This window comes from Bacteroides sp. NGMCC 1.200775 (genome assembly GCF_040798045.1).
In the GTDB taxonomy this organism is placed as follows: domain Bacteria; phylum Bacteroidota; class Bacteroidia; order Bacteroidales; family Bacteroidaceae; genus Bacteroides; species Bacteroides hominis.
The window spans coordinates 80145-96086 of record NZ_JASCQK010000011.1; the positions used below are offsets into that span (position 1 = coordinate 80145).

At 43.5% G+C, this 15942-nt stretch carries 12 protein-coding genes and 1 rRNA gene; all 13 read right to left on the reverse strand.

Annotation, left to right across the window (positions count from 1 at the left end; translation table 11 throughout):
* Nucleotides 1–2 precede the first annotated feature (2 nt).
* On the reverse strand, nt 3–3182 hold the full coding sequence (locus tag QK890_RS19735) for a TonB-dependent receptor (protein WP_234059393.1): 3180 nt from the start codon (nt 3180–3182) through the stop codon (nt 3–5).
* A 1017-nt stretch (nt 3183–4199) separates the two neighbouring features.
* Nucleotides 4200–4484 carry a hypothetical protein gene (locus tag QK890_RS19740; RefSeq protein ID WP_005780879.1) on the reverse strand — a complete coding sequence of 95 codons (285 nt, stop codon included), beginning with the start codon at nt 4482–4484 and terminating at the stop codon, nt 4200–4202.
* 150 nt (nt 4485–4634) lie between these two features.
* Nucleotides 4635–5645 carry an NAD-dependent epimerase/dehydratase family protein gene (locus QK890_RS19745; protein WP_186992857.1) on the reverse strand — a complete coding sequence of 337 codons (1011 nt, stop codon included), beginning with the start codon at nt 5643–5645 and terminating at the stop codon, nt 4635–4637.
* Nucleotides 5646–5658: 13 nt separating this feature from the next.
* Nucleotides 5659–7212 (reverse strand): glycosyltransferase family 39 protein, encoded by a 1554-nt coding sequence (locus QK890_RS19750; RefSeq protein WP_032535605.1) that lies wholly within the window; start codon nt 7210–7212, stop codon nt 5659–5661.
* Nucleotides 7202–7849 (reverse strand): lipid-A-disaccharide synthase N-terminal domain-containing protein, encoded by a 648-nt coding sequence (locus tag QK890_RS19755; RefSeq protein ID WP_005807865.1) that lies wholly within the window; start codon nt 7847–7849, stop codon nt 7202–7204. Before QK890_RS19755 ends, QK890_RS19750 begins: the two co-directional genes overlap by 11 nt.
* 4 nt (nt 7850–7853) lie before the next feature.
* Complete coding sequence (locus tag QK890_RS19760; RefSeq protein ID WP_005807866.1) at nt 7854–8588, reverse strand: glycosyltransferase; 735 nt, start codon at nt 8586–8588, stop codon at nt 7854–7856.
* Nucleotides 8589–8805: 217 nt separating this feature from the next.
* Nucleotides 8806–9867 (reverse strand): 3-isopropylmalate dehydrogenase, encoded by a 1062-nt coding sequence (leuB, locus tag QK890_RS19765; RefSeq protein ID WP_005807868.1) that lies wholly within the window; start codon nt 9865–9867, stop codon nt 8806–8808.
* Nucleotides 9868–9879: 12 nt separating this feature from the next.
* Complete coding sequence (locus QK890_RS19770) at nt 9880–11409, reverse strand: alpha-isopropylmalate synthase regulatory domain-containing protein (RefSeq protein WP_032530698.1); 1530 nt, start codon at nt 11407–11409, stop codon at nt 9880–9882.
* Nucleotides 11388–11978 (reverse strand): 3-isopropylmalate dehydratase small subunit, encoded by a 591-nt coding sequence (gene leuD, locus QK890_RS19775; protein ID WP_005780891.1) that lies wholly within the window; start codon nt 11976–11978, stop codon nt 11388–11390. The genes QK890_RS19770 and leuD overlap by 22 nt, the downstream gene beginning before the upstream one ends.
* Nucleotides 11979–12080: 102 nt before the next feature.
* Nucleotides 12081–13475, reverse strand: coding sequence for a 3-isopropylmalate dehydratase large subunit (leuC, locus tag QK890_RS19780; RefSeq protein WP_032530696.1), 1395 nt, complete (start codon nt 13473–13475; stop codon nt 12081–12083).
* 47 nt (nt 13476–13522) lie between these two features.
* On the reverse strand, nt 13523–15019 hold the full coding sequence (locus QK890_RS19785) for a 2-isopropylmalate synthase (protein WP_005780895.1): 1497 nt from the start codon (nt 15017–15019) through the stop codon (nt 13523–13525).
* 400 nt (nt 15020–15419) lie between these two features.
* Complete coding sequence (locus QK890_RS19790; RefSeq protein WP_223126746.1) at nt 15420–15692, reverse strand: hypothetical protein; 273 nt, start codon at nt 15690–15692, stop codon at nt 15420–15422.
* A 124-nt stretch (nt 15693–15816) separates the two neighbouring features.
* Nucleotides 15817–15927 (reverse strand): 5S ribosomal RNA (rrf, locus tag QK890_RS19795).
* Nucleotides 15928–15942: the final 15 nt, after the last annotated feature.

The window sequence follows — 15942 nt, forward strand, 5'->3', positions numbered from 1 at the left end:
AATTAAAATTCAACATTTAAACCAAACGAGTAGATTCTGTTTTGTGGATAGATGGCATCTCTTCCGTCACCGTTACGTTCGGGGTCGAGTCCTTTGTAAGGGGTCAGGGTCAACAGGTTGTCACCGGAGAAGTAAATACGTACTTTGGAGATGCTTGCCTTTTCGGTCCATACCCGCGGTAACGTATAACCAAGTGTCACATTCTTCAACCGGAAGAAAGAAGCGTCTTTCAGATAATAGCTGTTGGGACGTGTATTCTTGCCTCCGCCCATATCCTGCCAATAAAGTTTGGGATGTTTGGCCCCATACGGGTTTTCTTCCGTCCACATGTGCTTGATATAGTCTTTGTTGGGAGAAGCGCCTTGCATGAAAGGCTGCACTCCCCAGTCAGTGGTGTAATATTTCTTATCAGCTACTCCCTGACCGATCAACGACAGGTCGAAGCCTTTCCAGGTGGCACTGGCATTGATGCCATATTCAAAGCCGGGGAAGCGTCCGGAGAAAGTACGGCGGTCGTAATTATCGATCACTCCGTCCGGTTTCCCATCAGGGCCGCTGATATCCTTATACTTCAGGTCACCCGGCTGGGTGTTGTCATTAAACTGCTTCGGCGAAGCGTCAATCTCAGCCTTGTCGGCAAATACACCGATGCACTCCAGCATGTAGTATTCATCGTAAGGCAATCCCTCACGTTTGATACTGTAACTTCCGATCTCCTCTGCGCCAAACTCAGTCAGTTTGTTGCGCGAACGGTCAAAATAAACACCGGCATTATAACGGAGTCCCTTGAGTGTGCCTCCCTTTACCATATTGGCATAATTCAGGGCAACCTCTATACCTTTATTCTCTACCGAGCCATTGTTTACAGTCGGAGCTGAAAGTCCGAGCAAACTGGACACCTGTGAAGAGCGCAAAATGTCATCGGTGGTCTTTTTATACCAGTCGAAGGTCACACTCAAACCATCAAACACCTGTAAGTCAAAACCGATATCGGTAATGGTAGTCGTCTCCCACTTGATGTTACGATTGGCATAAGCCGTCTGCTGATAACCGATAACCACTCCGTCCGAAGTTTTGGTAAACGGATAGTCATTTACCCCGGAGATCATGGCCTGATAAGGATAAAGCCCGATATTCTGGTTGCCCAACTGTCCCCATGAGCCTCTCAGTTTGAAGTTATTCAGCCAGTTGAGGTTCATTTTTTTTATGAACTCTTCTTCCGTAGCACGCCAGGCGACTGAGAATGACGGGAACACACCCCAACGGTTTTCATCGGAAATACGCGAAGTTCCGTCATAGCGCATATTGGCTTCAAACAGATAGCGCTCCTTGAAATTATAGTTGAAACGTCCGAATAAAGACTGGATAGCCCATTCTTCTTCACCTCCGCTGTTGCTCCAATCGGCCGTACCACCGGCATTGAGCACCGGCAGGTCAAAGGCAAAGTCCTTACGGTAAGCGTTGAGCGTTTCATATTTTTCCGATTCCTGATTATAACCTACCATCAAAGAGAAATTGTGTGCATTCTCCGCCAGTGACAGATCATATTTCAAGTAACTATAAAGATTGGTATAGAAACGGCGGCTATCGCCCACGCTCAGCCCCAATCCTCCTTTATCAAGCTCGGACGACTTCTCTCCGGTGTGGTAATCGTAAGTATAAGTCGTACTCCCTCTCCAGTCTTTACTTTTGTTCGACTGAAGGCGGGCAGCACCCTTGGTGTACCATGTCAATCCCTTAGCCAAGTTGATCTCTAACCACAACTGGGCATTAATATCGAAATTGTTGTCACGTTTCATCGCATTCTCTCCGATAATGGCAGGCATATTCTTGTTATGACTTTCGAACGAATAAGCCGAACTTGTCCAACGACGAATCCCCGTTCCGTCGTCCGGCAACCAAGGCATATAGGTCGGTGCTTGCGAAAGAGTAGAGAGGAATGCATCGTTCTGGCCTTGACGGGGTTGTTCCGTTTCCCCATACATCAGGTTGGCATAGGTTCCGACTTTGATGAAATTGGTAATGCGTGCGGTAAGGTCGATTGTGGCGTTATACTTTCTATATTTGAATCCACGCATAGTACCCGGCTGATCTACAAAATTCAAAGCCACGTTATAAGTAGTTTTCTCTGTACTTCCGGCCATCGAGAGATTATGTGTCTGCACTACGGCCGTACGGAACATATAGTCCTGCCAATCGAAATTGGGATATTGGGGGTCACCGACATTATTCCGATAGAGGTTGATCTGATCTTGGGTGTACTGCTTTCCGGTTCCGGAGTTCTTCCAGGCCAGATTTGCCAACTCCATATATTCTGCCGAATTGGTAATCCGGTCGTAGAGTTTGGTCGGTGTATGCAAACCAATATTCCCATGATAACTAATGCTCACCTTATCTCCCACGGCACCCTGCTTGGTAGTAACGAGAATAACACCGTTGGCGGCTCTTGCTCCGTAAATGGCTGCCGAAGCAGCATCTTTCAAAACGGAAACACTCTCGATCACACTGGGGTCGAGGTTGGTCATACTACCCGGTACGCCATTGATCAGGATCAAAGGATCTGATCCGGCAGAAGAGAAAGTCCCCTGACCACGGATACGGAAAGAAGTCCCTTCGCCACCGGGCTGTCCAAGCCCCTGATTGACACGCAATCCCGGAATTTGTCCTTGCAACAGGATAGCGGCATTGGCAACCGGTCGTTTCGAAATATCGTCACCGGTCACAGCCGATACCGCCCCCGTCAAGTTAACCTTCTTTTGGGTACCAAAGCCCACTACGACAACTTCATCCAGCTTCTGAGTATCCTCCTTCAGAACAATATTCATCGGAGTTCTCTCCGCTTTGACAATCTGTGTTTTATAACCAATATAAGAAATCTCAAAAGTGCTTCCTTCCGGAACATCCAGAGAGAATCTTCCTTTCAGGTCGGTAATACTTCCCAAAGTAGTCCCTTTTACCAATACGGATACACCAACGAGAGGTTCGCCGGCTTCATCGGTAACAATGCCGCTGGCTTTTACATTGTGCTGTTGTGTGACGGTAACTGCATCTTGCTTTAGGCTATCGGCCACAGCAAACTGGGGTGACATACATAATAGCAGCAAACTGGCACCTGCTATTTTGAGGCAATTCATTTCACGAGCTTTGATCAAACTCGGAAACAGGTTAGTTCTTTTTGTCATACATTAAATTTTTCGGTTAAACATAAAAAAAAGGAATGTTCCATCCGGAAGATGTATAAATCCGGAATCAGTTTGGTCGTTCTTCTAAGTCTTCATAGGCCTTTTAGTTTTGATTATTAGTTTTCTGTCGACATTAAAACTTTGCTGAACTATGCTGATATCCTATTCCGAAAAACAATTCATTGGGGAGTAGTCCTTTCAGGACTTGGAAAGACAGGAATTTTGTACAGTTTATCAGAGTAAAAGCAAGAAATGCAGATGCTTTTTTGAAGGAACAACCGTATCATTTATACTTATTTGTACCTATATTCTACCAAACTAAAATATAATACACTGAATATATGCAACTTATATCTATAAGATAGAAATTAAGGATGCCGTTTCGATTTACTACAAAAGATTGGTTAGTTTAAGTTCTCTGGTATTTATTAAAAAAAAGATTCTATTTTTGCATTTTATTAATTCTTATTCTTATCTTTGCTGCATAACATCTGCCAAAGACTTAAGAGATGTGAATTATTTGTTAGCCTTAAAAGCTCCGAATTGCGTTTTCTACACTGCGGATATAGTCCTGAAAGAACTTAGCAATCCAATACGTACTCCAATCCTCCTCATATTTCTCTTACCGGCTCATCCGGGTGTAATCCAAGTTCTATGCCTAACTTTCTTCATCTTAGCGGCGAAGATATACATCTCCGCAGGCAAGATGTATATCTTGGCGGCGAAAACACACATCTTGGCTGCAAAGATGAAGTTTGATTGCCCTTTCAAGCAAATTTTCTTTCTATGCCTTAGGACTTTGGGCGAAATGAAATCTTATTTAAAATAGTGATTAATTTATGCCGGCTATTTGAACATTAATTGTTTTATCGTGGCATTGTAGAAAAAGAAGTAATGTTTTAGCAATTGTCCTATTTTCAAGTATTTGCACGGCATTACTATCAAAAGAACTCTTTCAAAGGCAAAGGTATCCCCAAAACATGAAATTCAGGCAGATGCAGAAAGGCATCCCGACAATTACAGGTCGTAAAACATCATTCTTAAATAAGTAACAAATAAAGCCAAAAGGAACATACCTGCATTTTTGAGGAACATCCCCCAATAGCTACTATTCCAAAAATAGTGCGCCAGTAAATAGCTAAAAGTACTTATCCCTAAGAAAATAAGCACAGCAAAAAGTATCCAATATTCAAAACCGGCAGCTACCACCCCAACACACAATGTATTGACTCCCCACCACATCAGAAGATGATATAAGGCTAAGTTTGATAGATAAAAAATAATCTTTCCAAGTGTTTCCATAATCCGGCATTTATCATTTCCTTTTCATTTATTTGTCCCGAGGATATACTGCCACCGCTTTATTTTCTTTTTGTTTTCTGTCTGCGTGCGATTATCCACTGAGGACCATCAGGAAAGATTTTCAGGTTATCAAAAGTAAGATTTTGTACGTTACTTATTGAAATACTTTATATACCAGTCATAGAATTTTCGGATTCCTTCTTCTATGGAAGTAGAAGGCTTATAGCCAAAATCATTCTCCAACCGGCTTGTATCAGCATAAGTACATACCACGTCTCCCGGCTGCATCCCCATCATCTGCTTAACTGCCGTCTTACCCGCTGTTTTCTCAATCACAGAAATGAAATCCATCAGTTCCACAGGAGCGGAATTACCGATATTATAAATATAGAAAGGAATAGGATCGGCAGAAGGATGGGCGATGATCTTCATCAACCCTGCGATGATATCGTCTATATAGGTGAAGTCACGACGCATCTGCCCATTATTGAATACTTTAATGGGATCTCCGTTCAGGATTGCTTCCATAAACAGGCATGGAGCCATATCCGGACGTCCCCACGGACCGTACACTGTAAAGAAACGCACACCGGTAGTCGGTATACCGTACAGTTTGCTATAAGCATGGGCCATCAGTTCATTCGACTTTTTCGTCGCTGCGTATAAACTTACCGGTGTATCGGCCTTATCCGTCTCAGCGTAAGGCACCTTGTCATTCAGCCCATAAATACTGCTTGAGCTGGCATATACCAGATGGTTCACCGGGTAATGACGGCAACACTCCAGCAAATTCAGGAAACCTACAACATTCGATTCGATGTACGCATAAGGATTTTCTATCGAATAGCGCACACCCGCCTGGGCTGCCAGATTAACCACAACATCAAAATGTTCGGATTCAAACAAGTGGTTCAGTCCGTCACGATCAGTCAAATCGATCTTAATAAAGCGATAAGAAGGGTATTTAGAACTTGGTAACAATACACCATCTTCTATCGACTCTTTTGCTATACCAGTATCAGCAAGGCGGTCGTACTTCAACTGCACATCATAATAAGAATTGATTATATCCAACCCTACAACTTCGCAACCCTGTGCTATCAATGCTTTTACTGTATAAGAGCCGATAAAACCCGCAGCTCCTGTCACTAATACTTTCATGATTCAATCTTATTTAGAGTACCATTACGGAAAAACGGCCTATAACATAATGTTCCTTGCCGTCAACAAATTTCTGCAGTTCCTTGTTCGAACGTATTTTCTTGTTCGAAATCATCAGGATGGTATTCTGATATTTATTATCCAAAACTTCTTCTTCAGTCACTTCTTTCACACCTTCGTGCAGGTAGACATCCATATTCTCAGGACGACGTACATTCAGGACACAATAACCGGAAGTCCCTTTTTCTTTGGAAAGTTCCACTGCTTTCCGGCATAATTCGGAATAACCCAATTCACTGTTAATGGCAGGTACATCCCAACCGCCCACAAAGATAGCACAAAACAATCCGAAGGCAAGCGTATTGATAGTCTTGTTCAACGATTTCTTCCGATAGAGGAAATACAGAGCCGCACAACCACTAACTGTCAACACTCCACCGGCCACGTAAAAAAGCTTCTGTCCCAGAAATTCGGTGCCCGGCATTCGTCCCAACACGATAAGAGCGGGCAGGCCTGCCACAAAAACAACGGCAGGAAGAACCAACGTCAACGCCAGCCATTGATTCCATCGGAAATGTGATAGCAAAAGTACGGCCAGATAGACAAAAAATGGGAAAGTCGGTGCCAAATAGACGGCAAGTTTACCACTGAAACAAGACAACATCAGCAAAGTACTGAGGATGATTACCATAAAGAAACGCTCCAGATCTGAACGGATTAACCGACGACATGCCCCGGCCACAATCACCCCTATCAGCAATAACGCCCAAGGAGCCAACGAATACCAAACGGAAATAAAATAATAATAGAAGGGTGCACTATGGTCGAAAGCATTGACAGCCCGTCCTACAGTCTGGCGGAATAGCAGATCATGCAGATAGTTCAAACCTCCCTCTTCCCAACAGACACCACCAAACCAGATGAAACATCCTAACAGTAGCACGGCAAATGTCTTCCATCCCCAATAGCGTCCGAAGGTTTTCACACGCCCGGTGATAAGCAGAAAGACAAAAGTAGACAGCAAGGGTACCAGTATACCGACCGGACCTTTGGAGAAAACAGCCATAAAAATATAGAAGGGAAACAGAAAGGCATTCCGGTTCTTGCTGCCCTGCCCTTTCAACATCCGGTAGAAAGTACGGAGGGCAAGAACGATGAACATACACATCAGCATATCCATACGCAAAACAACTGCCAACCCTAAAAACAAGCCGCAACTCATCAACATTAGCTGTGCCGAAAGACGATTGGCCGCAGATGTTTCACGTTCTACCCATCGATCCATTACCAGCATAATCACCAGAGCAGGAATGAAAGAGAAAAGTGACGCAAACCACATGGCATGACTGCCCAGCAACCATTTGCCCAGCATCAGAATCCAGAAATACAAAGGAGGCTTATCGGCATATTGCACACCGTGATTGGTGAACGTAAAAATATCACCATTGCGCAGTGCCTCATCGACAATGCTCAGATAGCGTAACTCATTGGAGGGAGTATAATCCCGGAAAATCAGCACCGGCAATACTGCCAGCAATAATAAAAACGGAAGAAATTTACTTTTCATAGGCAACTGATTGCTTGGAGCTTTTACGCCCAATCATCAGATTGCGAAAATAGGCTACGAAACCGACCGACTGACCCAAAATCAGAACCGGATCGAGACGGAATACACCGTATGCCACAATAACCGATGAACCGACCAGACTGATAATCCAGAAACCGGCAGGCAGTAAAGACTCTTTATGATGGAATGAATAAGCCCATTGATATACAAAACGAAGAGTGAAAATGACTTGCCCCATTGAACCGAAGACCAACAGCCAGAGAGGCACCTTTTCATTTCGGAAAAAACTATCGATAAAGTGTTGTGCATCATGCAGCATAAAAGCTGCTGCAATAATGGGGGTAATTACCAGCAGAGTTTTCAGTACCCCGTGCAATTTATTCCAAATACCCTTCTCGTTCAGATTCCACAAATAGATATAATAAGAAATAAACTGTCCGAAGATAATAGAAAAATCATCACGCAACCACCCATAGATACACAACAGATAAGAACCGGCAATGCTCAGAATCCAAAATATGGAAGGAGATACTACCTTCTTTGCTTTTTCCGATAGTACCCACTGGAATATGATGCGCGCAGAGAAAAAAGCCTGCGCCAAAAAACCGATTACATAAATAAAGCCGTTACCTCCCACAAGACTACTCCATTAAGTTATTGTCGCCGACACGATAGTTAATATATCTCTTCTTCATCCAACGGTACGCAAAGCAATCGAGGAAAGGAGAAACCAGTCTGTTCCACAAATGATACTTGGATGTACCTGCTACACGCGGGAAATGACGGACAGGAATCTGTTTGATCTTAGCATCCTGCAATAAAATCAACGCAGGAAGAAAACGGTGCATACCCGTAAAGAACGGAATACGTTTGGCATAGGCCGTATGCAACACTTTAAGAGGGCAACCTGTATCCTGAACACCATCATGGGTCATCATCCGCCGGAAACCATTGGCAATCTTGGACTGGAGGTTTTTAAAAAAGGAGTCTTTACGATTGGCACGGATACCCATCACCAACTGATAGTCGGCAATATCCTTCAATAACAGATTGAAATCCTCGGGAGTAGTCTGAAGATCGGCATCCATGTATCCCACATATACCGACTCAGCGTAGTCGATACCCGCTTTCATGGCGGCACTCAATCCGGAATTTTTCGCCAGATCCATATAAAAGAAATCCTTATTGCGCGCGCATACCTCCATGATACGTTGCTTACTGTTATCACGTGAACCATCGTTCACAAACAATACACAAGCCGTACAAATAGAGTTGGGCAAAAATTCTCCCAATTTCTGTTCCAAAGAGTAGATATTGTCTTCTTCGTTGTATACCGGAACAACGATAGTCAGTTGATAATTGATCGTTTTATTCATTGCCTCATTGTAAATATCCTGCAAAAATACAAAAAATAAGAAATAAAACAGGGGTATTGAAACAACAAACCAAATCTAATTTATGTTTTTATAGCACAAAAAGAAAAAATGAAACCGGATTATAACATTCATACAGACTTAAAACAGAAAAAGAATGCCGGAAAGAATATCACTCCTCTCCGGCATTGTCTGTTGTTTTATAAATATAAAAACGAAATCAGGCTTTCCGGATGTAATCAACAATCCATGCTCCTACTTCTTTCGTGCCAAACTTATCACCACCTTCTACCTGAATTTCGGGGGTACGTACATTTGCATCCAAAGAAGCATCGACAGCCTTACGGATCAAAGCGCCTTCGGCTTTGCAATCGAAGTATTCGAACAACATTGCTACCGAAAGGATTTGTGCCAGTGGGTTAGCAATATTCAAACCTTTTGCCTGCGGCCATGAACCGTGAATCGGCTCGAACACCGGAGTACTCTCGCCCGTAGAAGCAGACGGGAGTAATCCCATAGAACCGCTAATTACAGAACCTTCGTCGGTCAGAATGTCGCCAAAGGTATTCTCCGTCACCATTACGTCAAAGAACTTAGGCTCCTGGATCATCTTCATTGCAGCATTATCCACAAACATATAATCAGTAGTCACCTCCGGATACTGCGGGGCCATCTCTTGTGCAATTTGTCTCCACAAACGACTGGAAGCAAGCACATTGGCTTTATCGACTACAGTAAGGTGTTTGCGACGCTTCATTGCGTATTCAAAACCGACTTTCAGGATACGTTCAATTTCGGGACGTGTATACATATTCGTATCATATGCTTTATCATTATCCTGATATTTCTCACCGAAATACATACCACCCGTCAGCTCACGGATACACAGGAAGTCGGCTCCCTCTACTAACTCTGCACGAAGAGGCGACTTATGAACCAAACATTTAAAGGTTTGCACCGGACGGATATTGGCAAACAAACCGAGTTTCTTACGCATAGCCAGCAGCCCTTGTTCCGGACGTACCTTGGCAGTCGGGTCATTGTCAAACTTAGGATCACCTACAGCCGAAAAGAGAACTGCATCGGCATTCTTACACACCTGATAGGTTTCTTCGGGGAAAGGATCACCTACTTTATCAATAGCATCCGCACCACAAATGGCATATTCATAGTTTACTTTATGTCCAAACTTCTCACAGACGGCACTCATCACCTCTACACCTTGTACAGAGATTTCCGGTCCGATGCCGTCACCGGCTAATACAGCAATTTTAAAATCCATATTGTTCAATAATTAATATTCTTCTATTATATTCAGCATTTTAATAGTAGCTTTGATGGCAGCCTCTGTCTGGTCGGCATCCAATCCACGGGTACGGAACACCTTTTCACCAAAACTCCAGGTGATGACTGTCTGTACGAAGGCATCGGTACGGCCTCCGGGAGGGATACTTACGGCATAATTAATCAGCATCGGGAACTTACGCCCCAAAGTCACCTTATATACTTTACGCAAAGCGCGTACAAAGGCATCGTACTGTCCATCACCGGAAGAACTTTCTTCGTAAACCTGACCGTCGATTTCGATACTCAGTGTTGCCATCGGCTTCAATCCGTGTGCTAAAGTGACAAAGTAGCTTTTCAATTTTACTTTATTGCTCATGCCATCGTGCTTCAACACATCAGAAATAATATAGGGCAAGTCTTCCTGAGTAACCAACTCTTTCTTATCACCCAACTCAATGATTCGCTCCGTAACCTTCTTCATGGACTCTTCATCCAGTTCCAGTCCCAGACTTTCAAGATTCTTGCGAATATTGGCCTTACCGGAAGTTTTCCCCAAAGCATACTCGCGTATACGCCCGAAACGCTCGGGAAGCAGATCATTACAATAAAGATTACTTTTATTGTCTCCATCGGCATGTACGCCGGCGACCTGAGTAAATACATTCTCACCTACAATCGGTTTGTTGGCGGGTATCACAATGCCCGAATACGATTCGACCACACGACTCACATCATTCAGCCGGCTCTCATCGATATTGGTTATGGCATTGAAATGGTCTTTCAAGATGGCCTGTACACTCGCCAAAGGAGCATTTCCGGCACGTTCACCCAAACCGTTGATAGTGGTATGGAGCCCTTTTACCCCACTCAGCACGGCAGCAAGCACATTACTTACAGCCAGATCATAATCATTGTGTGCGTGAAAGTCGAAATGTGTGTCAGGATAACGCTTTTTCATCTTCCGCATAAACTCAATCACCTGAAGCGGGTTCAGGATACCCAATGTGTCGGGAAGCATAAACCGTTTGATAGTGGTCTCCTTCAATGCATCCACAATCTGGAACACATATTCGGGAGAGTCCTTCATACCATTACTCCAATCCTCCAGATATACATTAACCTCAATATCGAGTTCATTGGCATAATCCACTACGGCAAGAATGTCTTCGATATGTTCTTCGGGCGTTTTCTTCAACTGGCAGGTACAATGTTTCAGCGAACCTTTGCACAGCAGATTGATGACACGACATCCGGTAGCATGAATCCAATTCAATGAAGTATGTCCGTCGACGAACCCCAATACCTCTACTTTTTGCAGTAGATTCCTTCGGGCAGCCCAGTCACATATCATTTTCACCGCATCAAACTCTCCATCGGACACACGTGCCGAAGCTACCTCCACACGATCTACTTTCAACTCCTCCAGCAGAAGTCGGGCAATCATTAGTTTTTCATGGGGCACAAACGATACTCCGCTGGTCTGTTCACCGTCGCGGAGAGTCGTGTCCATGATTTCTATTTTGACGCCTTTTCCCATTGTTCTATTTTATCTTTATTAGTCAACAAAAAGTCGATGTCGTCAAGTCCATTCATCAGACAGTGCTTCTTGTAGGCATTGATTTCAAAATGTTCACTCTTTCCGGTAGCTTTGTTAGTGATGGTTTGTTCCGGCAGGTTAACTTCCACTTCCATCTTCGGATTCTTAAAGATGGAATCGAACAACTCTGCAAGGAATTCCTCGGTTACCACAACCGGAAGAACGAAATTATTCAATTCATTGTTTTTATGAATATCTGCAAAGAAACTACTCACCACTACACGGAAACCATAATCAGCAATGGCCCAGGCAGCGTGCTCTCGGCTGGATCCCGAACCAAAATTTTTTCCGGCTACCAAAATTTGTCCTCCATATGTAGGATCATTCAACACGAATGATTCTATTTTATTCCCTTGTTTATCGTAACGCCAGTCCCTGAACAAGTTCTCTCCAAACCCCTCCTTGGTTGTAGCTTTCAAAAAACGCGCGGGAATAATCTGGTCTGTATCCACATTTTCTAATGGAAGAGGTACACAAGTACTTGTAAGTATATTGAATTTTGCTTTCATCTTTTTATTTTCGATTTAAATAATTGCGATTTACAGTGCAGGCGGACAATCTCCGTTCACAAACTCCTTGAGCAGTAAATCCCCGATCGTCCTATAGCTCTATTACATCAGTTCTCTCGGATCGGTAATCACTCCCGTTACGGCAGCTGCAGCCGCCACAAGCGGGCTGGCCAATAGCGTACGGGCTCCCGGCCCCTGACGTCCTTCAAAATTACGGTTACTGGTGGAAACTGAATATTTACCGGCAGGAATCTTATCATCGTTCATGGCCAGACAAGCCGAACATCCCGGCTGACGAATGGCAAAACCGGCATCTTCCAGAATCTTATCCAATCCTTCTTCACGGATCTGGGCATCAACCATCCAAGAACCCGGCACTAACCATGCAATCACATGTTCAGCTTTCTGACGACCTTCCACTATGGAAGCGAATGCGCGGAAGTCTTCGATACGCCCATTAGTACAAGCACCCAGAAATACATAATCAATCTTTTTACCCAACAATGATTCACCCGGCTGAAATCCCATATAGTCCAGAGATTTCAAGAATGAAGTTTTCGTTGTTTCATTCATACCCTCGGTTGTAGGAATATGCTGCGTGATGCCCATACCCATACCCGGATTAGTTCCATAAGTGATCATCGGCTCGATATCGGCTGCATCAAAATGGATTTCTTTATCAAAAACCGCATCTTCTTCACTCTTCAAAGTTTTCCAATACGCCATTGCTTTATCCCACTCTTCGCCCTGAGGAGCATTTTCACGCCCTTTGATGTATTCAAAAGTCACTTCATCGGGAGCAACCATACCGCCACGGGCTCCCATCTCAATAGAAAGATTACAGAGTGTTAACCGGCCTTCCATTGTCAGACTGCGGATTGCCTCACCGGCGTATTCTACAAAATAACCGGTTGCACCGCTGGTCGTCATTTTCGACATCATATAAAGGGCAATGTCCTTGGCTGTAACTCCCTTACCCAATTCACCATCTACCGTGATACGCATAGTCTTGGGACGTGACTGCAAAATACATTGTGAAGCAAGTACCATTTCAACCTCACTTGTACCGATACCAAAAGCAACCGCTCCCATCGCACCGTGAGTAGAAGTATGTGAATCGCCACAGACAATCGTCATTCCGGGTAAAGTGAGTCCCCGTTCGGGACCTACCACATGAATAATACCATTTCTTTTATCCATCATCCCATAATGCGTCAGCCCAAAATCGGCTGCATTCTTAGTCAATGTATCCACCTGAGTTTTTGAGACAGGATCTTCAATAGGCTTATCCTGATCATGAGTCGGTGTATTATGGTCCGGCATGCAATATACCTTCTCCGGACGGAGTACTTTAATCCCGCGTGCGCGTAAACCGGCAAAAGCTTGAGGACTGGTTACTTCGTGACAATATAATCTGTCGATATAGAGTTGTGTAGGGCCATCTTCCACCGTAGTCACTACGTGTGCATCCCATATTTTATCAAATAATGTATTCATCTTTTTATTTATTATTTTACGATTTACAAATTACGTTTAGAGTCACATCACTTAGTAAACTTGTTGATACAGTCGATATAGGCTTCTACCGATGCAGCTATGATATCTGTATTTGCACCAAATCCGTAATACATCTGGTTATCATACTCAACCTGCATGTGTACCTTACCCACATCATCACTTCCTTTGCTAATGGCTTGAATCGTGAATTCCTTCAAAGTCATATGACGGTCAATAATACGCTTCAGAGCCTTGATGGCAGCATCCACCGGACCATTACCACTGGCAGCCGCTTCAAATTTCTCTCCGGCAATATTCAATCCGAGGCTGGCAACGGAACGGACTCCTACTCCACTGGTCACCTGAAGATATTCCAATTTGATGCGATGGTTACCACTTCTGTCCGCACCCGCCAATACCAGAATATCATCATCATGAATATCTTTCTTGCGGTCGGCAAGTTTCAGGAATTCTTCATATACTTTATCCAGTTTTTCCTGATCCAGTGTCACACCCAGAATGGAAAGGCGATTTTTCAAGGCAGCACGTCCGCTACGGGCTGTCAATACGATAGAGTTATCGTCGATACCCACATCGTGCGGATCAATTATTTCATAAGTCTGCACATTCTTAAGTACGCCATCCTGGTGGATACCCGAAGAATGCGCAAATGCATTGCGTCCAACAATGGCCTTATTAGCCTGTACCGGCATATTCATCAGGCTCGATACCATACGGCTGGTAGGATAAATCTTCTGAGTATTGATATTCGTCTCAATATCAATCTCGTGATGGCTTTTAATAATCATTGCTATCTCTTCAAGGGCCGTATTTCCCGCACGTTCACCGATACCGTTGATGGTAACCTCTACCTGGCGGGCACCATTCAGAATACCTGCCATCGTGTTGGCAGTAGCCATTCCCAAATCATTATGACAGTGGGTAGAAATGATTGCATTCTCAATACCTGCTACATGATCTACCAGATATTTGATTTTCGCGCCATACTCGGAAGGTAGGCAGTAACCTGTTGTATCCGGAATATTCACTACTGTAGCACCAGCCTTAATAACCGCTTCAATCACACGAGCCAGATATTCATTATCCGTACGTCCTGCATCCTCTGCATAAAACTCTACATCATCCACAAAACGACGGGCATATTTCACTGCCGCCACAGCACGTTCGATAATCTCTTCCCGATTAGAATTGAATTTATATTTAATATGTGAATCTGAAGTACCGATTCCTGTATGAATACGCTTATGTTTAGCAAACTTCAGGGCATCCACTGCCACATCGATATCTTTTTGTACCGCACGCGTCAATGCACAAATCGTCGGCCAGGTCACAGCCTTTGATATTTCAATCACCGAGTTAAAATCACCCGGGCTGGAAATAGGAAAGCCTGCCTCAATTACATCTACACCTAAAACTTCCAATGCCTTTGCCACCTGAATTTTTTCCACTGTATTCAACTGGCATCCCGGTACTTGTTCACCATCGCGAAGGGTGGTGTCGAAAATAAATAATCTGTCGCTCATATTCTATTTTTTAATCTGATTATACACCATCAAAAAAGCCTTTCACACAAGGAAGTGAGAAAGGCTTTCGTATATTTTCATTATACACATTTACGCGCGACACTCACTTCCCCCGACCTTTGCCAGCAGAATAATAATACCACACAGTAGAATATGTATAAATGATTGATTCATGTTTATTGTCTCTTTTATTGTTTGACGATGCAAAGGTATAGATTATTTCTTAGCCTCCAAATAAAACGTTACTTTTTTATTCATAAAAATATCATTTCATAAGAAGAACTACTGCATAATAACAAATATATCACAATCAAAGTTCATATATCTGCCTACAAAAAATGGGAATAAAGTACTGTTAGATACCTTATTCCCACTCAATTATAGCTTTAATGCCTGTTGATTACTTCTTATCACAAGCTTTCTTTTCACAATTTGCATTCTGAGGGCATTCTGTTTTCTGATCGCATGCAGCTTTATCTTTGCAACAAGCCTTGGTAGAGTCACAAACAGCAGAGTCACCTTTGCAACAAGTTGCAGCAGATTCCACTGCTTCTACAGCAACTGAAGTAGAGTCTGTAGCAGCTTCCGAATTAGCTGTTTTATTACCACCACAAGAAATCATCGCAAAAGAGAATGCCACCATTGCAGCAGCTAAAAAGGATTTTGTCTTCATACTTTAAATATTTGCTTTAAACGTTTATATAAATACTCATTTGCAAATATAGATAAAATAAATGAATCTCCCAAAAACAAGTCATCCCCTCGTGTCTTCTGACCCGAGGGGATGAACTCTCTAAAAACGGCGACTACCTACTCTCCCACTGTTACGCAGTACCATCGGCGTGATCAGGCTTAACTTCTCTGTTCGGAATGGGAAGAGGTGGAACCCTGATGCTATAGTCACCTGAATAAGGCAGACATAA